Genomic DNA, 20,552 nt, shown 5'->3' with positions numbered 1-20,552 from the left:
TGGCTCACTTTATAGTGAGCTATTTTTTTGGTGTTCAACAAATTAAGAGAACTGGACTTAAAATGCCGGTTCCCCTTTTAATTGCTTATTCTAATGTAGGCTTTAATTAAAATTTCATCAGACAGATCGTCCATCTTGTACGGGCACCACCTTTTCTTTTGAGGTTATTTGACCGATCATCGGTATCCCCTCCCTCAACATTTATCCTAGAAGTATTTATCCGGGCATTCATATTTTGAATGGACACATGACTTCTCCTCGAATTAGCCTAGGAGTTCTGACTTACCCCGACTCAATAGCCTTATAGTTAAAGGTTAATAATTTTGTTATTCGGGAAAAGTTGAAAGCAGACAAACTATTGGAGGTGTTCTTATTTATACACATCAACGAGTAACAAAGTGCATTGAAAATCACTTTGACCTAAAAGAGGTACGAGTTCACCCCTATCCAGCCTATCCGTGGGGGCAACAAGTCCTGGATCGTACAGGTGATTTTTCAGTAGTCTTCTACTGGGAAAAAACAAATCAAGTGGTCATCTTTTATAAGGGAACAGAAGATTGTTGGTTTTGCTGTTAATTCTATTTTGATGAGTTTGACATGGCACTTCTTTTTGCAGTGTCACTTATAAATCGATAAAATGTTCCCCATAATGAAAGATTAATATTGTCACTTTTTGTAAGGTGATGACTTTATTTGACTAAACCGTCCTATTTTTTCAAAAAAGCAGTATAATATGATTTGTTGTCTTTTGTTTAACTAACGTAATTAATCCGAAAGAACAACAAAGTGTCAACATATATCATCAGATAATATCTAGAACAATAAAAAACCAAGGCGTTGGGGCACCTTGGTTGAAAACAGAATGAGCTTGAACAAACAATATTACCGACCCTTTTGTTGTAGAAACGCTATCAGCATACCAAAGCTCAACATTATGCTTATCGCTTCAAACGGAGTCACAGTAATCACCTCACTACGAGAGAATTACTCATTCTGTGCATAGGACATGCACTGTCAATATAACATATATTACCCACTAATTTCAGAATATTACAATAATGTGTAAGAATTACCTAGGACCTATCTCGTTTGTCTCTGAATTTTTCTAATTATTACGCCTATACCGACCAATGTTCAAGAAATTAAAAAAACGTAATAAGGGGAATATTCCCTTCATTACGTTTTTTCCCGCATTCATGAAACCCCGCAGACATCTTCACCTTAAAATTACTTAACATACTGTGATATTCGATGCCCTACCGAATGAACACAAAAAAAGAAACCTCATATTAGAGGTACCCTTTCTCTTCTAAACTGGTATAACCTTTATAATCTTCATTTTGGATTGGTCTACCTATGTTAATGCTTTCCTTAATTTTCTTCACATAATCTTCTCAAGATAAAAAGTACAAACTTTCTACTACTCCTTCAAATCCTAAATAATCGATTCTTCCTACAAAAGTTTCCTTGATTTCTTCCTCACTAAAATTTTGCAATAAGATTTGATGAAGCATTAAAAAACATCAATTTGTGATCACTTATAAGCAAAATAAGCTCTAACCCCTAATAAATCAGGGGGTTAGAGCTTTTAGTTTCTTACATCACTCTTTTAAACATTTTTTCCATTTCGTATTCAGAGAAAAATACTATAATTGGTCTGCCATGTGGGCATGTAAAAGGATCAGTTGATAATCGTAAATCTTCAAGAAGCTGAAACATGTCGGTTTGGTTCAAATAGTGATTCGCCTTAATGGATCGTTTGCATGACATGAGAATGGCCGCTTCTTCTCTTAGTTTCGTCACATTAATCCGCTCATCACTCATGAGTTGTTCTACCATTTCCTGTATAACTTCCTCTTCAAACCCTTGAGGAAACCATTGAGGATGCGAACGGATAATGTAACTATTATCCCCGAATGTTTCAAAAAAGAGACCAACCCTTTCCAACTCCTCTTTATATTCTTCGATTCTTAAGGCTTCCTTGCTCTGGAATTCGAACGTCAGCGGTACGAGCAATTCTTGTACCTCCTGAACCACCTCACCAATTTGATCACGGAAAAACTCATATTTGATGCGCTCCTGTGCTGCATGCTGATCGACAATGTACATGCCATCTTCATTTTGCGCTAAAATGTATGTTCCGTGAAGTTGTCCGATTGGATACATCGTTGGTACACGCTTCTTGTCCCCTTGCTTTTCTACAGCAGGGGAGGTTGCAGTCTCTAATTCCTCCATCCTCTGTTCTGGTTGTGTTTGCATTTCTTTAACAACGGAATGTTGCTGATCAGGGAACGAGCTTGCCTCAGGTGCCGGAGCATTTGGGATCGCGGGAGTGGTTGGTTGTCGGTTGTCTGGTTGTGCTTGGTAAAGATCAAAACTCCTCTGTTCACTGTATGATTTCGGCGGGCTTTTTTCCTTTTTTTGCTCCACTTTAGGGATCAATGTCTGTTTTCTAAAGGCTTCGCGAATCGTCGTTTCAACAATCTCGTAGAGTTCTCTCTCTTTACTAAATCGGGCTTCCAGTTTCGCGGGATGAACATTCACATCAACCAAGATCGGATCCATTTCTACTTTTAAAACAACAATGGGACTTTTCCCAATCGGAAGCAATGTATGATACCCTTGCTGAATCGCTTTATTGAGAGCAATGTTACGAATATACCGATCATTAATAATGGTAGATATATAGTTTCTTGACGCCCGATACACTTCTGGTTTAGCGATATAGCCTGTTACTTTAAAATCCAGCGTTTCCGCTTCAATCGGCACCATTTTTCTTGCTACATTCATGCCATATATTTTTGCAATAACTTGCAGAAGATCACCGCGGCCATTGGTTCTAAATAATTCCTTTTCATTATGTGTGCAAGTAAATTTAATATCAGGATGAGCCAGGGCCATGCGATTTAAAACATCTGTGATATGGCCGAGCTCCGTGTGGATGGTTTTCATATATTTTAAACGGGCAGGCGTATTGAAGAAAAGTTCTTCGACAGATAAATCTGTACCTTGCCTAGCGTCACTTTTCGATTCTTCAATGACCTTGCCGCCTTCAAATTTAATTCTTGTTCCAGCCTTATCCCCTGTTGAAGTTTGAACCGTTAATCGGCTGACGGCAGCTATACTCGCAAGCGCTTCCCCGCGAAACCCCAGGGTACGTACGTGAAATAAATCATTTTCGTCTTTGATCTTACTCGTCGCATGGCGGTGGAAAGCCTTCTCAGTATCTTCTTGATCCATACCATACCCATCATCGGTAATCCGAATCCGCTGCAGTCCGGCCTCTAAAAGCTCGATATTCACCCATGTACTTCCAGCGTCAATGCTGTTTTCAACTAATTCTTTAACCACAGAAGCCGGACGTTCTACCACTTCCCCGGCAGCAATTTTGTTAGCTAAATGGTCCGGCATTAATTGAATTCGTGCCATGAAAGATCCTCCTTGTTACGACTTGATCTGCTTCTGCAAGCGGTGAAGTTCATTCATCGCATCCATTGGGGTCATTTGCATTAAATTTAAGCCCTTGAGCTGTTTCTCAATTGCCGAAGACTTGCTTTGCTTTGAAGGTCTCGTTTCCTCAACAAACAAACTTAGTTGTCCCTCATCGGTTGAAGCAGCAACTTCAGCGTTTCCACTTTCCAAATGATTTAACAAAAACGTCGCTCGTTCAATAAGCGGATCCGGTAGATCGGCTAATTTGGCCACATGAATTCCATAACTCTGATCCGCAGCCCCTTCTTGAATTTGATGAAGAAACACGACATTTCCTTCATATTCTTCCGCCCGTACATGGATATTTTTCAAACGATCAAGCTGATCTGCAAGGGCAGTCAGTTCATGGTAATGAGTAGAAAATAACGTCTTTGCTCGAATTCTTTCATGAATATGTTCAACGATAGCCTGAGCTAGGGCCATGCCGTCGTATGTGCTTGTTCCTCGACCGATTTCATCTAATAAAATCATACTTTGCTCTGTCGCATGGCTGAGGGCGTGGTTAGCCTCAAGCATTTCTACCATGAAGGTACTTTGCCCTGAAACCAGGTCATCCGCCGCTCCTATTCTTGTAAAAATTTGATCAAACAGGGGCAATGAAGCGGCTTCACACGGAACAAAACTGCCCATTTGCGCCATAATCGCTGTTAAAGCGAGTTGCCTCATATACGTGCTTTTCCCTGACATGTTCGGGCCTGTAATCAGTAACACATCTGTTGAATCGTCCATATAGATATCATTCGGAACAAATGACTCTCCCTTCATCACTTGCTCCACAACAGGATGTCTACCTTGTTTAATGTCAATGATACGTTCATCAGTAAATGAGGGACGGCTGTAGCCATTCTTATCAGCACTTTGTGCAAAGCCTTGCAATACATCAATGCGGCTGATTTGTTCGGCTAATTTTTGCAATTCCTGGACATAGTTTTTCACTTGCTCGCGGACATCAAGGAAAAGCTGATATTCAAGGTCCACACTCTTTTCTTGTGCTTCCAATATTAACGTTTCTTTTTCCTTGAGCTCTGGGGTGATAAATCGTTCAGCATTTGTTAACGTCTGCTTGCGTTCATATCGATCTTCCGACAGGTGGGGCAAATTTGCTTTTGTGACTTCAATATAGTAACCAAACACACGGTTGTAACCGATTTTTAACGATTTAATTCCTGTTTCGGATCGTTCCTTCCCTTCAAGCTCAGCGATCCACTTCTTGCCGTTTTTTGATGCATCCCGGTATTCATCCAATTGACTATTGTAACCATCACGAATCATGCCGCCCTCTTTAATTGTGATCGGCGGATCATCAGCTAAACTTTCTTCCAGCAGTTGTTTTAAGGATTCCTGTTGATCTATTTCCTTATAAAGATTCGTAAGAGAGGGATGATCAAATTGCCCAAGTGTTGTTAAAAGCTCTGGAATCTTTGCCAGCGAATTTCTAAGCTGAATTAAATCCTTAGCATTGACATTACCAAAAGCAACGCGCCCTGCTAACCTCTCCAAATCATAAACAGAGGTCAGTTGTTCACGCAATGTTTCCCTTTCAAAAAACTGTGCAAGCATTCCTTCGACTTGATCATGTCTTGTATTCATTTCATCTTTGGAGAGCAGCGGGCGTTCGAGCCATTTTTTAAGCGTTCGGGCACCCATCGCTGTAATCGTATGGTCAATAACAGAAAGAAGGCTGCCTTTTTTCCCTTGTTTCCTTAACGTTTCAACAAGTTCAAGGTTACGCTTAGAATACATGTCCAGTGACATATATTGCTTTAGCTCAATCGGCTGAACCGGGCGTAAATGATCTAATGAACGTTTCTGTGTATGTTCAATATAATGAAGCAGACGACCAAAACCTTGGATGAATTTGTCCTGGTGAATCGATTCTATTAAATGGCTGAATTCTTGTTGAATTTCGGTTTGATCACAAAAAGAAACCGTGTAGCCCAGCCGCTCCTTGAGCAGCATCTGACGGTCCCCATCGAAATCACTGGCCACCACTACTTCTTTTACGGGTCGATTGAACAATTCACTCATAACGGCATCAAACCCATTTGAAATAAGAGCGATGCTATTTTCCCCCGTGGTTAAATCATTATAGCTTACCGTAAACGTTCCATCTCTGAATTCACTTACAGAAGCAAGGTAATTGTTCTCTTTTTCATCAAGCATACTCCCTTCCATGACCGTTCCTGGAGTAATTAATTGAACAACTTCCCGCTTTACAACCCCTTTTGCAACCTTGGGATCTTCAACTTGTTCACAAATCGCTACTTTAAACCCTTTTTCTACCAGCTGCTTTATGTAATTTTCTGCAGAGTGGTACGGAACGCCACACATTGGAATGCGATCCTTATCCCCGCCATCACGGCTCGTTAGCGTGATTTCAAGCTCTTTCGACGCGCTGAGCGCATCGTCAAAAAACATTTCATAGAAATCTCCTAATCTAAAAAACAAAAAGGCATCCTTGTGCTCCGCTTTTATCTTCAAATATTGCTGCATCATGGGCGTGTATTGTGCCATTCCTACAATCCTCCAAAACGTACGAAATTCTACATACTGTCATTATATCACATTTTCCGCTATCTCTTGAACGAAAGCAGACACGTAAATGATGGCAAAAAAAAGAATGCCCCGCTGAATCAGCAAGGACATTCATATTTACTCTTCACGGCTACTACTGCTGCTTGGCAGGAAATCAGTTTCAATATCAGAGAAGTCATCAGATGATAAATCATATTCGTAGTCATCGTCTTTTCCACAACCGTTTGGATCCACTTTCACGCATAGCTTCGTTTCACCAATAACATCTACGATAAATTCGCGTTCAACTTCAACAACCATTTTCTGCCCCTGAGCTGCAATCTTGCATTCTAAACAATTAGGCTGTTGAACAGCTTTGGCAACAACTTCTAAATCATCGCTGATACAATTCTCGTCTTTCACCGATAATCGTACATGATCACAATAATTGACGCGTTCCGTTACAACTTCTGTCTTTGTATTATCATTATAAGAGTACCAAACGTTTATATCGTAACTTCCCGTGACTTCAACATGATCTCCTTTTTTCTTAGCATTGTAAATATGATTGATAACCCAGCAGCCTAAAATACTAGTCGGACGGTGAGACGGGCTGATCGTGTTCGTTGCTTCGGTGAATTTTTTCCCTTTTCCACATACAGCCTTTGTAATAATTTCTCGGTAATCCCGTTCAAAGAATGACATAGCAATATTCCTCCTTAATCTACGACCCATTTTATGCAGGTCATGGGCGAATGGTGATAACAAAAAAAAGAATCGATGACTACAAAACATCTGTACTCCAATCCTATGCAGACGCCCAGGAAATTGTACCAAGAAATGTGGAGAAAGGCGTTTAGATCTGAAACGCATAAGCAAAACGGCGTAGTGAAGCGATTTTTCTTCACGAAGTCGAATTGCTTATGTCGCGAAGATCTGCCCTTCGGAACTGGACAATAGAAATGTGAAAGTGCCTTGTTTAGACTCGAAAAGAATAAGTAGAACGCCGCAGTGGGGCGGTTTTTTCCCCACGGAGGTGAATCGCTTATTCTTTTCGAGTCTAGGCTGCTTGCAGTGGACAGTAAGAAATGTGGAAACGAGTGATTAATTCCCCTGAACTAAGCAAGCACACGTAAAGACTATGATCTCCCAGTCTTGCAGTGTGCTTGCTTAGGGCACGGGAAATTGCGAGTTAGAACTGGACAATAGAAAGCGAAGTATAGTCTTTTGTGCAGAAACTTTTCAAAAAAGGAAACGGAAAATCCTGTACGACCTCATTAATAACTTAGCGCATTTAAAAAACCGCCGGATAGTTATCCGACGGCTTTCGTATAATTAATGTCCACAAGCTTCATTCTTTTGTTTTGAACCTGTTTCGCCACTTAGTAAGTCTCCGCCAGTTGAACGAATGACTTCGTTTGTTACTTCCCGTGAGATGGTGCTTGAGATCATTTGCAAAATATCATTAATAACCATTTGCGAATCTTTAAATTCAGCTACGACAGGGATGCTGTCAAGCTCATCTTGTAAGCGGTCGATTTCTTTCTCTACTTTTTCAAGGGCTTCTGTTTTACCATAGGCCTGAAAGTTGACAGCCTGCTTTTGCAGGGCTTTGATTTTCTTAATATAGCTCTGGACTTTAGTGTTATCATTTAATTTAGCTTCGATCTGTTTAAAGCGATCGATCTCTTCAATGTCTGCCATCATCTTTGCAAGCTTATGGGCTTCATCTACCACTTGTTTTCTTGTGTATTCTGCCATTATTTCACCTCTATCGTTTCTTCGACCATGACGCCATCTAAGGACCATGTCTTCGCTTTATTGATTTTTACTTTTACGATGGTTCCAATAGATGAACGCGGGCCTGTAAAGTTTACCATTTTATTTCGTTTCGTATAACCAGCTAATACTTCACTGTTTTTCTTACTTTCGCCTTCCACAAGAACTTCAACGACTTCGCCTTCATACTTCTTCATCGCTTCAGCAGACTGATCATTAACGAGCTTGTTCAGACGCTGAAGGCGATCTTTTTTCTCTTCCATTGACACATTATCTGTCATACGAGCAGCTGGCGTACCTTCACGAGCTGAATAAATAAACGTGTAAGCCGCTTCAAACCCAACTTCTTCCATAAGTGACATCGTATCCTGGAATTGTTCTTCCGTTTCATTTGGGAACCCGACAATAATGTCTGTAGTCAGTGTAGCATTCGGCATGGCTGTACGAATTTTACGAACAAGCTCTAAATATTCTTCACGGGAATATTTACGCCCCATAATTTTCAATACATCAGAGTTTCCGGACTGGACAGGTAAGTGAATATGGTCAAGCATATTTCCGCCTTTGGCTAGGACTTCAATTAAACGATCGTCGAAGTCACGCGGGTGCGAGGTCGTGAAACGAATACGTGGAATATCAATTCCTGTCAACTCGTCCATGAGATCGCCCAGTCCATAATTAATGTCGAGATCTTTACCATAAGCATTCACATTTTGTCCGAGCAGGGTTATCTCCTTATAGCCTTGAGCAGCCAGGTGACGTACTTCTTGAATAATATCTTCAGGCAAACGGCTTCGTTCTTTGCCTCGCGTATAAGGAACGATGCAGTACGTACAGAATTTATCACACCCATACATGATGTTTACCCATGCTTTAATTTTACCTTTACGGGAACGAGGGAGATTTTCAATGATGTCGCCTTCTTTTGACCATACATCGATGACCATTTCTTTACCAAACATCGCTTCTTTTACAAGCTGTGGCAGACGGTGAATGTTATGTGTTCCAAAGATCAAATCAATGAATGGATGTTTCTGCAAAATTCGATTAACGACAGATTCCTCTTGAGACATACATCCGCAAACACCGATGATCAAGTTCGGATTTTCAAGCTTAAGCGGTTTGAGGTGGCCGATTTCTCCAAATACTTTGTTTTCGGCATTTTCACGGATGGCACATGTATTCAACAGAATGATATCTGCTTCTTTCGTGTCACTTGTAGATTCATAGCCCATTTCTTCAAAAATACCGGCCATCACTTCTGTGTCATGTTCATTCATTTGACAGCCGTAGGTGCGAATCATATATTTGCGACCGTGACCTATGTTATCCAATTCTTCAGGAATCGTGAAATCATAGTGAACCTTTACATCCTCTTTCCTGCGACGCTGCGCCTTTCTTAATGAAGGCGGCTGATACGTCGTTTCAAAATACTTCGTAAAGTCTTCACTGCTCTTCTGCTGAATTCGCTCGAGGTTGTCCTGGTCGGATTTTACGTCCGCTGGCGTTCCCTGGCGAATTTGCGACATTTCTTTGCGTTGTTGTTCGTTCATTACGATCTCCTTTCAAACAGAGCATGCTAACTGTCTCATTATATCAATTTTACATGAAAATATTAAGGGCTAACCATAATTCATAAGGATTGTCACACAATCGTGCGCTCTCCAGCATAAGTAAAGCCACTATGATCTCTATCATAGTGGCTTAGGACCCATTTTACAAAATATCTAACCTTTTCCCAACAGTTTCAAAAGCCTGTAACGCTTCTTGAAGTTCTTCCTTCGTGTGTTCGGCTGTTACGATTGTACGTATCCGACCTTTTCCGCGTTGCACAGTTGGGAATACAATCCCTTGGGCGAACACACCTTCTTTAAACAGTTCATCAGAGAATTTATGTGTTAAGGCATCATCACCAATCATAACAGGGGTAATTGGTGTTTCACTAATTCCTGTATCAAAACCTGCCTTCTCCAAGCCGTCTTTAAAGAATTTTGTATTGGCCCAAAGCTTTTCAATCAGCTCTGGCTCTTCAAGCAGCACATCGATGGCGGCATCGTTAGCTGCTGTGACAGCAGGTGGATGTGACGTACTGAATAGGAACGGACGGCCTTTATGAATTAAATACTCACGGAGTGTCTTCGTACTTGCTACATAACCGCCTAACACGCCGATTGCTTTACTCAATGTCCCTACTTGAATGTGAACACGTCCATCAAGCCCGAAATGGTTAACGGTACCACGTCCGTTATCACCTAACACACCACTTGCATGAGCATCATCGACCATAATTAGTGCATCATATTTTTCGGCAAGCTCAACGATTTGCGGGAGGGGTGCAATATTTCCATCCATGGAGAACACACCATCTGTTACCACAAGTCGTGTTCTGAAGTCTGAGCTTTCTTTCAAGGCCTGCTCCAAGGAATCCATATCAACATGCTTGTAAATTTTACGTGACGCTTTCGTTAGACGAATGCCATCAATAATGGAAGCATGGTTCAGTTCATCAGAGATTACGACATCTTGGTCTGTTAAAATAGATGAAAGCACACCCTGGTTTGTTGTAAAACCAGATTGGAACACAAGAGCCGCTTCGGTATGCTTAAATTTCGCCAGTTTCTCTTCAAAATCTTCATGCATTTGCAGTGTACCTGCAATCGTACGAACGGACCCTGTACCTACCCCAAACTTTTCGTTGGCTTCATCGGCAGCTTTTTTCATTTTTGAGTGGGAGGTTAACCCTAAATAGTTATTAGAAGAAAGCTGGATCACTTCTTTTCCTTTAATGACTACTTTTGAGCCTTGTGCTGATTCTAATGGGATCAGCTTTCTAAACGTCCCTTCATCCTTCATTTCATCCAGCTGTTCCTGTAAGTATTCAAAACCTTTCATGACGATCATCCTCCTTCATAGTTATGGGTGTAACACTACTTTACCGCATTTTCCTTCATTCATTAACTGAAAGCCTTTTTCAAATTCCTCAAGATCAAAATGGTGTGTAAGGACCGGCTTCACATCCACTTGTCCTGAATCTAGCAAACGGGACACCTGCTGCCATGTTTCGTACATTTTACGTCCGGTAATTCCTTCAACATGTACACCTTTAAACACAACATCATTGGTAATATCAAGCGTTACAGGTGTAGTTGGAAGACTTAAAATCGAGACTCTTCCTCCATTTGTAATCATTTTAAACCCTTGGTCCATCGCCACTGGATGTCCGCTCATTTCACAAACGACATCGACACCATGTTGATGTGTCCGTTCTTTCGCTTCTTTTACTGGGTCTGTCTCGCCAGAATGAATGGTCGCCGTCGCTCCCATTTCTTTCGCAAGTTCCAGCCGGTAGGCATTTAAGTCAAACGCAAGTACCTGGGAGGCACCTGCAGCCTTAGCCACACCTACAGCCATTAAGCCAATAGGTCCACATCCGATAATAGCTACGGTTTTACCAGCTACATCACCGCTTAACACTGTGTGAACAGCATTTCCCATCGGCTCCTGAATAGAAGCGATATCTGTCGGTAAGCCTTCTGGATTTCTCCAGAGGTTGCTCGCAGGCAAGGCTATATACTCAGCAAAACAGCCTTGTGTATCGACACCTATGATTTGTGTGTTTTCACAAATATGAGATTGACCTGTTAAACATTGCGGGCAATGACCACAGACGAGGTGTGTTTCTGCACTTACATAATCACCGATAGAGAAATTATTGACTTTTGATCCGATCTCCACGATTTCACCAGCAAATTCATGGCCAAATACATAAGGCGGCTTTACCCGACTCGCTGACCATTCATCCCAATTATAAATATGAACATCTGTACCACAGATGGATGTAGCTTTTACACGAATAAGTACTTCATCATCCTGAATGCCAGGTATAGAAACTTCACGAAGTTCTGCACCAGATCCATGATGATGCTTTACAATAGCTTTCATTGTTCCATTCACAGAGAACACTCCTATCTACTTGAACAAGGATTTATTCCTTTTATATTCATAATAGTATCATGAATATAAAAAACAGCAAACCCTAGTGTATGTTTTGAGTGGACATTTGATTTCTTTATGAAACGCTTACCTTTAATTCGATAAAACCAAGGAAGCGAGATCTTTTTTTACACACTAAAAAAACCGCACATACTCTACATGAGCGTGCGGTTTCACAACATTTTTATTTGTAATTATGAAGACAACGAAATTAACGAGGCTCGACAATCAGTTTAATCGCCGTACGTTCCTCCTCATCAATCATGATATCGGTAAATGCGGGAATACAAATGAGATCAATTCCGCTTGGCGCAACAAACCCCGGGCGATCGCAACCGCTTTCACGGATTGGTTAAGCGCACCTGCCCCTATGGCTTGAATCTCGGCTGTTCCACGTTCCCTGATAACATTTGCCAGGGCTCCTGCTACTGAATTAGGTACGGATTTAGCTGATACTTTTAATACTTCCATTACTAGCTCCTCCTTCATTCACTATGGTTGTTCCATAACTACTATATTCTGTGCAGATGTAGAATATTCCCTTTTCATTATGCAGGAATTTTTCGCAAAATTCAAACAATCAGCCAAAGAACGGATGATCCTCATTAATCTGAATCCGTTTTACTTTTGTTGCACGGCCAGTCGCTTCATCCACATCTACTAAAAATCCACTTAGTTGTGTTCTTCCCTTCTTTGGGACTTCAAAACGTACCGGCAAATTGGTTAGAAATCTTTTTAAAACGGCTTCACGCTCCATACCAAGTATGCCATCATACGGTCCAGTCATACCTACATCGGAAATGTAAGCTGTTCCGTTTGGTAAAATGCGCTCATCTGCCGTTTGGATATGTGTATGTGTTCCAACATTTATGCTGACTCGTCCATCCACATACCACCCCATTGCTTGTTTTTCACTTGTAGCTTCCGCATGAAAATCTAAGAAAATAATCGGCGTTCTCTTTTTTGCTTCTTCAATCAGGTCATCAATTTTTCTGAACGGATCATCATTGGGAGCTAAAAAGGTACGTCCTTGTAAATTGATGACGGCTACTTCTGCTTTGGGCGTTTTGACATAGGTAATCCCTTTCCCTGGTGTGCCCTCTGGAAAATTGGCAGGACGTACTAAGTAGTCCGCGTGATCAATAAATTCAAAGATTTCTTGTTTATCCCAGGAGTGATTCCCTAGTGTAACCGCTTGAGCTCCTACTTCTAAGAATCTACGGTAAATCTTTTCAGTTATCCCTTTGCCTGCTGCCGCATTTTCACCATTAATAATGGTAACGGCCGGTTGATATTTCTGTTTTAATTTAGGTACGTATTCGTCAACCATCTCTCGACCCGGGGATCCTACGACATCACCTATAAAAAGTATTCTCATTATCTTTTCCTTTCTTACTATGCATTTTGTTTATGAATGATAAGGTCAAAAAATGAAAATGAAGCGGCCAGTGAAGACCGCTTCATCTACTATTTCGCATATTCCACTGAACGTGTTTCACGAATCACTGTTACTTTAATATGTCCTGGATAATCGAGTTCACCCTCAATTTGATTACGTATATCCCTAGCCAGGCTTGTTGCTTTTAAATCGTCAATTTCATCCGGGCGAACGATAATTCGAACTTCTCGTCCAGCCTGAATAGCAAACGACTTTTCAACACCGCCATAAGATTCACAAATCTCCTCAAGCTTCTCAAGACGTTTGATATAGTTCTCAAGTGTCTCGCTTCTCGCACCTGGACGTGCTGCTGAAAGAGCATCAGCTGCTGCAACAAGTACAGCAATGACAGATGTAGGTTCTTCGTCACCATGGTGAGACGCAATCGCATTAATTACGACATCGTTCTCTTTATATTTGGTAGCTAGTTCCTTACCAATTTCCACGTGACTTCCTTCCACTTCATGGTCAATCGCTTTACCTATGTCATGCAATAGTCCAGCGCGACGAGCCAGTGTCTCATCCTCCCCGAGCTCCGCTGCAAGGAGACCAGACAGATAGGCCACCTCTGTTGAGTGCTTAAGAACATTTTGTCCGTAGCTTGTACGATATTTCAGGCGACCGAGAATTTTAACGAGATCAGGATGTAAACCGTGAACCCCAATTTCAAAGGTCGTTTCCTCCCCAACCTCGCGAATGTAATCATCCACTTCGCGACGCGATTTATCAACCATCTCTTCGATGCGTGCTGGATGAATTCTACCATCCTGAACAAGTTTCTCTAAAGCCATCCGTGCTGTTTCCCGACGAATAGGATCGAAACCAGATAGTATAACAGCTTCAGGTGTATCATCAATAATGAGATCAATACCAGTAAGCGTTTCTAACGTACGGATATTACGTCCTTCACGACCAATAATCCGCCCTTTCATTTCGTCGTTAGGCAAGTTAACTACTGATACAGTAGTCTCTGCCACATGGTCAGCGGCACAGCGTTGAAGGGCAAGTGAAAGAATGTTCTTCGCTTTCTTATCAGCCTCTTCTTTAGCACGGTTTTCTGCTTCTTTAACCATAAGTGCTGACTCATGAGAAACTTCCTGCTCCACACGCTCGAGAATGACTTGTTTCGCTTGGTCTGATGTTAGACCAGAGACACGTTCAAGCTCTGCTTGCTGTTCTTGAAGCATCGCTTTCACTTTGCTTTCCATTTCTTCAATTTGTTGTTGTCTTTCGGCAAGAGTCCCCTCTTTCTTTTCGAGTGACAAGTCACGTTGATCTAAAGTTCCACTCTTACGATCAAGATTCTCTTCTTTCTGTGTTAATCGATTTTCAGTTTTCTGTAATTCCATGCGGCGTTCGCGAATCTCATTTTCCGCTTCTTGACGAAATGTCTGATTTTCTTCTTTAGCTTCTAGAAGAGCTTCTTTCTTCGCAGAATCAGCATTGCGCCGACCTTCTTCAACAATTTGTTTCGCAAGGTCCTCTGCACTTGAGATTTTCGCTTCCGCAATAGATTTCCGAATGAGATAACCAACAACAGAACCGACGATAAGGGCAAGCAAACTGAAGATGATGGATATCATATCCATAGTTTCACCTCCTCTTGCTATAAACTTGGTCCGTTTGTCGGCATGTACAAACGATTCATTTTCAGTTTCATTACGTTTTAAATAAGATATAAATATGAAAATGATACACATTCATTTTATGCTTGAGAATAAGGATTGTCAAGGAATCGTCAAATCTGCACCCCCATTAAACAAAAGATTACAAACAGTCTGTCTATTTATAGGAGAAACTCTGGGCATTCTGATAGACACGTTAGTTGAAATTTAACTAAGTTCAACACGTCCTGCGCCATTTGCAAACGGTCCTGCGTACCCGCGAAGACCAGAACCGATTGTCTAGTTTTCGTGTCTCCGGAACGCTTGTGTTAAAATCTTTTCGCAAAACAAAAATAGTCCCTCTCTTCAAACAAGTGCCATAAGCACGCGTTTAATCAAGGGACCATCATCTTTCATCTATACATCGAGAGATTCTTGACTTTCAGAAGTCTTTTCTTTCTTTTCTTCGGCAGAGGAGCCATCCATATCATAATGCGCTCGGACTAATCCTTTAATTTCTTGATACACCTCTTCATTTTCCTTCAAGTACTTTTTGGCATTTTCTCGTCCCTGACCCATTCTTTCATTATTGTAAGAATACCAGGATCCACTCTTTTGAACTAAGTCTAGATCAGTACCGATATCTAATAATTCACCTTCTCTTGAGATCCCTTCCCCGTACATAATGTCAACTTCAGCTTTCTTGAATGGGGGAGCTACTTTGTTTTTAACAACTTTTAATCTCGTTTTGTTCCCTACCATTTCATCGCCTTGTTTTAACGTTTCGGCGCGGCGTACTTCTAGTCTTACAGATGAATAGAATTTAAGTGCACGGCCCCCAGGCGTCGTTTCAGGGTTACCAAACATCACACCGACCTTTTCACGAATTTGGTTAATAAAGATCGCTGTCGTTTTCGATTTATTAATCGCACCAGATAGTTTTCTCAAAGCTTGGGACATTAAACGAGCCTGAAGACCCACGTGGGCATCACCCATCTCGCCTTCAATTTCAGCCTTCGGTACAAGGGCAGCTACAGAATCGACAACTACCATATCAACAGCACCGCTACGTACCAACGCTTCGGCAATTTCCAATGCTTGTTCCCCTGTATCAGGCTGTGACAGCAATAGCTCCTCAATATCTACACCAAGCGCTCGTGCATAAACCGGGTCAAGCGCGTGCTCTGCATCAATAAAAGCTGCTTGTCCACCTTGTCTTTGAGCTTCGGCAATTGCGTGTAAGGCAACTGTCGTTTTACCAGAGGATTCTGGTCCATATATTTCAACAATTCTGCCGCGAGGATACCCACCCACACCTAGAGCTACATCAAGGGCAAGCGATCCGCTGGAAACTGTACTTATTCTTTGTTCAGCCTGTTCCCCAAGCTTCATAATCGATCCTTTACCAAATTGTTTCTCAATTTGTCTTAATGCCATATCTAACGCTTGCTTACGATCACTCATAATATTCCCCTTTCAAAATTACTATCCTAATCATAACTTGTTTTTTAGTATTTGCCAACTAAAAAGCGAATAAATGTTCCCTTTTTTTTCAGAAGGAGTCCCTATGCTACTTTTACATTTTTCTATAGCAAAAGAGCAGATATTCCTCTCATGGGTAATGGATAACTACTTTTTCAAGTGATGAAAAATAATTTCATACCCTTTTTTTACAGCACGTGTGCGAACGTTATCTCTTCCGCCTTCAAAATGATGTCTTTCAACAATTGGGTCTTGCCCTCCAATTTGAAGAGCAATGTAAACTACACCCGGCTCCTGGCCTTCACTATTGTCTGGACCTGCTACTCCTGTAAAGCTAATCGCTGCCTCTACACTGAGACGTTTTTGCGCCTGTGTAGCCATTGCTTTTGCACATTCCTCACTAATCGTTCCATGTTGCTTAATAAGATCAGCGGATACGCCAATCACACTCTCTTTTGCTTGAGCCGTATAAGCAACAAGGCCACCTTCGCAGACAGCCGATGCTCCGGGCAGTGCTATGAGTCGTTCGATAAACTTACCGCCTGTCAGGCTCTCAGCAGAGCCTAGTGTCATCCCTTTGGCCTTAAGCAGATCCCTAACTTTTTCTTCGATTGTCATATCGTCACTGCCATAATAATACCTGCCGACCCTTTGCAAAACGTCCGCTTTTAAGGCGGCAATCTTAGCTTTTGCATTCGCTCCTGAAGCCGTGAGCCTTAAGCCAACCTCTCCTTCTGCAGCAAGAGGGGCAATCGTCGGGTCTTGCTGATGTTTGATGATATCTTCTAGTTTATGCTCAAGTGTTGATTCGCCAATGCCTATAAACCTGAGCATTTCTGAAACAATTTCTGACTCTAATTGAAAAACATCAATTAGATAAGGCAGAACATGCTCTTCCATTAAACTTTTCATCTCAGAAGGGACCCCAGGAAGAAAGACAAATAAAGTCTGATCATGTTTAACCAGTTGCCCTGGAGCCATCCCTTCCGCATTTGCCAATACACTGGCATGTTCGAACACCAATGCCTGCTTACGATTATTCGTTGTCATCTGACGGTTGTTCTTCCTATAAACAGACTCGATTTTCGCAAGTGTGTTTTCATGAATCACTAAGTTCTGTTTCAACAAAGGTTTCACTGCATCACGTGTTAAATCGTCCTCTGTAGGGCCAAGTCCTCCTGTAACGATAATCACGTCCGAGCGTTCACTAGCCACCTCAAATGTTTTAATGGCGCGTTCCATGTTATCTCCTACCACACCATGAAAATACACGGGTGCTCCATACTTAGCTAGTTTTTTTGAAATCCACTGAGCATTCGTATTTGCGATTTGCCCTAATAAAAGCTCTGTACCTACGGCAATAATTTCAGTTCTCATTTTGAACCTCTCATAACGTGCCAATTTTTTACGAAATAATCATACCCTGAAACAACCGTAATAATTAAAGCGGCATACAAGGCAATCTGTCCAAGGGGAAAGCCGACGTATGCGAGCGGCCAATTGTGCAGTAAAAGAATGGAGATCGCAACAATTTGAATCCAAGTTTTGAGTTTTCCCATCTGACTGGCAGCGAGAACACTACCTTCCCTGCAGCCACTAGCCGCAATCCTGTGACGGCAAATTCACGACTGATAATTAAAATGACAATCCAAGCCGGAGCCAGACCTATCTCCACTAACAGAATCAAAGCAGCGCTTACTAGCAACTTATCCGCCAGCGGATCAAGGAATTTCCCTAAATTGGTAACCAGATTATATTTACGTGCGATATATCCATCAATCCAATCCGTTGTAGAGGCAATAATAAACAGCAATGCACCAGCTAAATGGGAGATGGGCAGTGATTGGTCGCCCATTTGAAAGCTTCCCCATTGAAAAGGAACACTCATTAAAATAATGAAAATTGGAATAAGAAAAATTCTTGATAATGTAATCTTATTTGGTAAATTCAATTGTACTTCCACTCCTATCGTAAAAACAGAAAGCTGTCCTTCATGGGATAAAAGGAATACCCCATCCATTTAAAGGACAGCATCATGTTCATCTGTTTATTTAAAATTGATTACTAGTTTTTGTGTTACAACATCTGCTGGAAATTCAATCACTTCATCATTAATTTTCACAGTCAGCCCAGGAGCTGACCCTGTACGGATATAAACTTGATCATACTCGGATACGTCCACATTCACAGCCTCATCGCTCGCAGAATATTCCTTAGCGGTGATAAGATCCTCACCGCCTTGTGGGGCTGTAACTGCTAAATAAGACTTGCCTGAAAATTCAATAGTAAGCTCTCTTTCCTCAGCACCAGTGATTTCATACGTATGCTCAGGGAATGAACCAGTACCTGTTTCTACAAGATTCGCTTCAAGAGCTGGCTCTTCCTCAGCCGGTTCTTTCTTCTCCTCTTCCGGCTGGTCACTGGATCCTTCTTGTTGCTGACTATCTTCAGAATCAGGCACTTGAGCTTCCGTGCTCGTTTTCACATCTACCTGGTCTTCACTTTCCGTTTGTGTCGTACCTTCATTAGAATTCGTTGCTTCTGTATAAAAATAGTAAAAGGCAAATAAAGCTCCAATAATTAATACGATCGATATAATTCGCGGAAAAGCTTTGGCAAAACCACCAGCTTTATTTGAGGATGACTCACTTTTCGACCTTTGCACACGACTGTATGTGACAGCAGGCTCTTCTTCTGTAGAAGGGAGCTCACTGCTATGCTCTTCCATCACCTGTTCAGGGTTGAGGCCAACCGCAGAAGCATATTCTCTAATGAAAGCCCGTGTATAAAATTTTCCAGGGAGTGTCCCGAATTCGTTGTTTTCAATTGCTTGAAGATATCTTTTTTGAATCTTTGTCGTACTTTGTATTTCTTCAAGCGTTAACTGCTTTCCCTCTCGAGCTTCTCTAAGTCGAGATCCTATCTCCATGTGTAACACCATCCATTTTTAAAAATCAAACATAGAAAAGCCGTCTTCCTTCATCCCCTGCTTCTCCACTGGCTCATAAGTTATTTCTTCATCTTCATTACTTCTCAGCTCGATAATATAATCAAAGTCATCCATTTTATACTCGGTTTCTTGAACGAAAATGTCCGGATGCTCGATCACCTTAGTTGCGGGAAGACGCATAATTTCTCTTACAAGCTGCCAATGTCTCTCATTGGCTCGTTTTGCAGAAACGATGCCATCTATGATATATAAATTATCTTCATTGTATTCCTCTTCTATTAGCTGATTCCTTACTGTCTGTTTCAGCAATGTACTCGAGACAAACAACCAGCGTTTATTTGCAGATACACTAGCTGCAACGATCGATTCTGTTTTTCCGACCCGCGGCATGCCCCGAATTCCAATCAGTTTATGGCCTTTTTTCATAAACAGTTCTGCCATAAAGTCAACCAACAATCCAAGATCCTCACGGTTGAAACGGAAGGTTTTCCTATCATCGATATCACTATGTATATACCGACCGTGTCTTACCGCTAAACGATCCCTCAATTTCGGCTTGCGTAATTTCGTTATTTTAATGGTGTCCATTGTATTTAATATCGACCGAAGCCGGGTAATTTGGTCTTCCTCTTTACAAAGCAGCAGCATGCCGCGATGAGAATTTTCAACTCCGTTTATTGTAACAATATTAATCGCCATCATCCCAAGAAGTGACGAAATATCCCCAAGCAGCCCTGGACGATTATACTGGATTTCATACTCTAAATACCATTCTTTTTTCTCCATGACACATCTCCTCTGGAAAAAATGTCGCATTTTGCCAAAATAAAATTCATTATCCCTCTATCTATCATAAATGATTTTGCCCTAATAAGAAAGACTGGAACCAAACATATCTTGTAAATTTCACAAACGTTAGACGAAGATCAGCTGCCAAAAGCAAATTTTAAAAACCGCCCAGAAGGATCTGTGGCGGTTTTTGTCTAATTACTGTTGTTGTCCGTTATTTTGAACAAGTTTAACCATCATGTTAGCAATAGCGTGCTGCTCTTTATCGTCAGCAACACTCCATAACTCATGAAGCACAGTTTCTTGGTCATTTTTAGCATCCACATTGTTGGATAAATAATCACCAATTTCATAAGCGATTTCATTTACAGAGTTCTTGTTCATCCCTTGTCCCTCTGCTTGATTTAGACGATCACCAAGGAAAGATTTAAAAGAATCGAAGTTGTCAAGTACAGACATTCTTGTTACCTCCTACTGTAGATTTTTTTCATTCTTAGTATGAGGTGGAGGG

Annotated in this window: 15 protein-coding genes and 2 pseudogenes; all 17 read right to left on the bottom strand. The window is 41.3% G+C overall.

The window, feature by feature from the left end; translation table 11 throughout:
* Positions 1–882: 882 nt before the first annotated feature.
* Positions 883–960 (bottom strand): putative holin-like toxin, encoded by a 78-nt coding sequence (locus MUO14_RS24945; RefSeq protein WP_396265863.1) that lies wholly within the window; start codon positions 958–960, stop codon positions 883–885.
* Between the two features lie 636 nt (positions 961–1,596).
* Positions 1,597–3,429, bottom strand: a complete 1,833-nt coding sequence (gene mutL, locus MUO14_RS23445) for a DNA mismatch repair endonuclease MutL (protein ID WP_244752896.1) — start codon at positions 3,427–3,429, stop codon at positions 1,597–1,599.
* Between the two features lie 15 nt (positions 3,430–3,444).
* A complete protein-coding gene (gene mutS, locus MUO14_RS23440; RefSeq protein WP_244752895.1) occupies positions 3,445–6,006 on the bottom strand; it encodes a DNA mismatch repair protein MutS in 2,562 nt (853 codons plus the stop codon).
* Positions 6,007–6,144: 138 nt separating this feature from the next.
* Complete coding sequence (locus MUO14_RS23435; RefSeq protein ID WP_244752894.1) at positions 6,145–6,711, bottom strand: outer spore coat protein CotE; 567 nt, start codon at positions 6,709–6,711, stop codon at positions 6,145–6,147.
* 630 nt (positions 6,712–7,341) lie between these two features.
* Positions 7,342–7,767 (bottom strand): YlbF/YmcA family competence regulator, encoded by a 426-nt coding sequence (locus tag MUO14_RS23430; RefSeq protein ID WP_244752893.1) that lies wholly within the window; start codon positions 7,765–7,767, stop codon positions 7,342–7,344.
* Positions 7,767–9,338 (bottom strand): tRNA (N6-isopentenyl adenosine(37)-C2)-methylthiotransferase MiaB, encoded by a 1,572-nt coding sequence (gene miaB, locus MUO14_RS23425; RefSeq protein ID WP_244752892.1) that lies wholly within the window; start codon positions 9,336–9,338, stop codon positions 7,767–7,769. Before miaB ends, MUO14_RS23430 begins: the two co-directional genes overlap by 1 nt.
* 163 nt (positions 9,339–9,501) lie before the next feature.
* Positions 9,502–10,677 carry a glycine C-acetyltransferase gene (locus tag MUO14_RS23420; protein ID WP_244752891.1) on the bottom strand — a complete coding sequence of 392 codons (1,176 nt, stop codon included), beginning with the start codon at positions 10,675–10,677 and terminating at the stop codon, positions 9,502–9,504.
* A gap of 21 nt (positions 10,678–10,698) precedes the next feature.
* Complete coding sequence (gene tdh, locus MUO14_RS23415; RefSeq protein ID WP_244752890.1) at positions 10,699–11,739, bottom strand: L-threonine 3-dehydrogenase; 1,041 nt, start codon at positions 11,737–11,739, stop codon at positions 10,699–10,701.
* A 250-nt stretch (positions 11,740–11,989) separates the two neighbouring features.
* A pseudogene (locus MUO14_RS23410) lies at positions 11,990–12,249 on the bottom strand (stage V sporulation protein S).
* A 109-nt stretch (positions 12,250–12,358) separates the two neighbouring features.
* On the bottom strand, positions 12,359–13,156 hold the full coding sequence (locus MUO14_RS23405; RefSeq protein ID WP_244752889.1) for a TIGR00282 family metallophosphoesterase: 798 nt from the start codon (positions 13,154–13,156) through the stop codon (positions 12,359–12,361).
* An 89-nt stretch (positions 13,157–13,245) separates the two neighbouring features.
* Positions 13,246–14,805 carry a ribonuclease Y gene (gene rny / locus MUO14_RS23400; RefSeq protein WP_244752888.1) on the bottom strand — a complete coding sequence of 520 codons (1,560 nt, stop codon included), beginning with the start codon at positions 14,803–14,805 and terminating at the stop codon, positions 13,246–13,248.
* A 432-nt stretch (positions 14,806–15,237) separates the two neighbouring features.
* Positions 15,238–16,284 (bottom strand): recombinase RecA, encoded by a 1,047-nt coding sequence (gene recA / locus MUO14_RS23395; protein WP_244752887.1) that lies wholly within the window; start codon positions 16,282–16,284, stop codon positions 15,238–15,240.
* Positions 16,285–16,449: 165 nt separating this feature from the next.
* The gene (locus MUO14_RS23390; RefSeq protein ID WP_244752886.1) at positions 16,450–17,679 is read right to left on the bottom strand and encodes a competence/damage-inducible protein A; all 1,230 of its coding nucleotides are present in this window, start codon (positions 17,677–17,679) and stop codon (positions 16,450–16,452) included.
* Positions 17,676–18,253: pseudogene (pgsA, locus tag MUO14_RS23385) on the bottom strand (CDP-diacylglycerol--glycerol-3-phosphate 3-phosphatidyltransferase). The gene MUO14_RS23390 and the pseudogene pgsA overlap by 4 nt, the downstream one beginning before the upstream one ends.
* Positions 18,254–18,349: 96 nt before the next feature.
* Positions 18,350–19,231, bottom strand: a complete 882-nt coding sequence (locus tag MUO14_RS23380) for a helix-turn-helix domain-containing protein (RefSeq protein ID WP_244752885.1) — start codon at positions 19,229–19,231, stop codon at positions 18,350–18,352.
* An 18-nt stretch (positions 19,232–19,249) separates the two neighbouring features.
* Entirely contained in the window at positions 19,250–20,038 is a 789-nt protein-coding gene (locus MUO14_RS23375) for a DUF3388 domain-containing protein (protein WP_244752884.1), read from the bottom strand.
* A gap of 201 nt (positions 20,039–20,239) precedes the next feature.
* Positions 20,240–20,500: a DUF3243 domain-containing protein gene (locus tag MUO14_RS23370; protein ID WP_244752883.1), complete on the bottom strand. Its 261-nt coding sequence runs from the start codon at positions 20,498–20,500 to the stop codon at positions 20,240–20,242.
* Positions 20,501–20,552: the final 52 nt, after the last annotated feature.

The sequence above is a fragment of the Halobacillus shinanisalinarum genome (assembly GCF_022919835.1).
Lineage (GTDB): Bacteria > Bacillota > Bacilli > Bacillales > Halobacillaceae > Halobacillus_A > Halobacillus_A shinanisalinarum.
The sequence above is the reverse complement of the archived record's forward strand: the minus strand, read 5'-3'. Positions and strand labels throughout refer to the sequence as shown.

Excerpts from the sequence above, each read along its gene's own strand:
- mutL (WP_244752896.1), bottom strand. The coding sequence starts at position 3,429 with ATGGCACGAATTCAATTAATGCCGGACCATTTAGCTAACAAAATTGCT.
- mutS (WP_244752895.1), bottom strand. The coding sequence starts at position 6,006 with ATGGCACAATACACGCCCATGATGCAGCAATATTTGAAGATAAAAGCG.
- MUO14_RS23435 (WP_244752894.1), bottom strand. The coding sequence starts at position 6,711 with ATGTCATTCTTTGAACGGGATTACCGAGAAATTATTACAAAGGCTGTA.
- MUO14_RS23430 (WP_244752893.1), bottom strand. The coding sequence starts at position 7,767 with ATGGCAGAATACACAAGAAAACAAGTGGTAGATGAAGCCCATAAGCTT.
- miaB (WP_244752892.1), bottom strand. The coding sequence starts at position 9,338 with ATGAACGAACAACAACGCAAAGAAATGTCGCAAATTCGCCAGGGAACG.
- MUO14_RS23420 (WP_244752891.1), bottom strand. The coding sequence starts at position 10,677 with ATGAAAGGTTTTGAATACTTACAGGAACAGCTGGATGAAATGAAGGAT.
- MUO14_RS23405 (WP_244752889.1), bottom strand. The coding sequence starts at position 13,156 with ATGAGAATACTTTTTATAGGTGATGTCGTAGGATCCCCGGGTCGAGAG.
- rny (WP_244752888.1), bottom strand. The coding sequence starts at position 14,805 with ATGGATATGATATCCATCATCTTCAGTTTGCTTGCCCTTATCGTCGGT.
- recA (WP_244752887.1), bottom strand. The coding sequence starts at position 16,284 with ATGAGTGATCGTAAGCAAGCGTTAGATATGGCATTAAGACAAATTGAG.
- MUO14_RS23390 (WP_244752886.1), bottom strand. The coding sequence starts at position 17,679 with ATGAGAACTGAAATTATTGCCGTAGGTACAGAGCTTTTATTAGGGCAA.
- MUO14_RS23380 (WP_244752885.1), bottom strand. The coding sequence starts at position 19,231 with ATGGAGATAGGATCTCGACTTAGAGAAGCTCGAGAGGGAAAGCAGTTA.
- MUO14_RS23375 (WP_244752884.1), bottom strand. The coding sequence starts at position 20,038 with ATGGAGAAAAAAGAATGGTATTTAGAGTATGAAATCCAGTATAATCGT.
- MUO14_RS23370 (WP_244752883.1), bottom strand. The coding sequence starts at position 20,500 with ATGTCTGTACTTGACAACTTCGATTCTTTTAAATCTTTCCTTGGTGAT.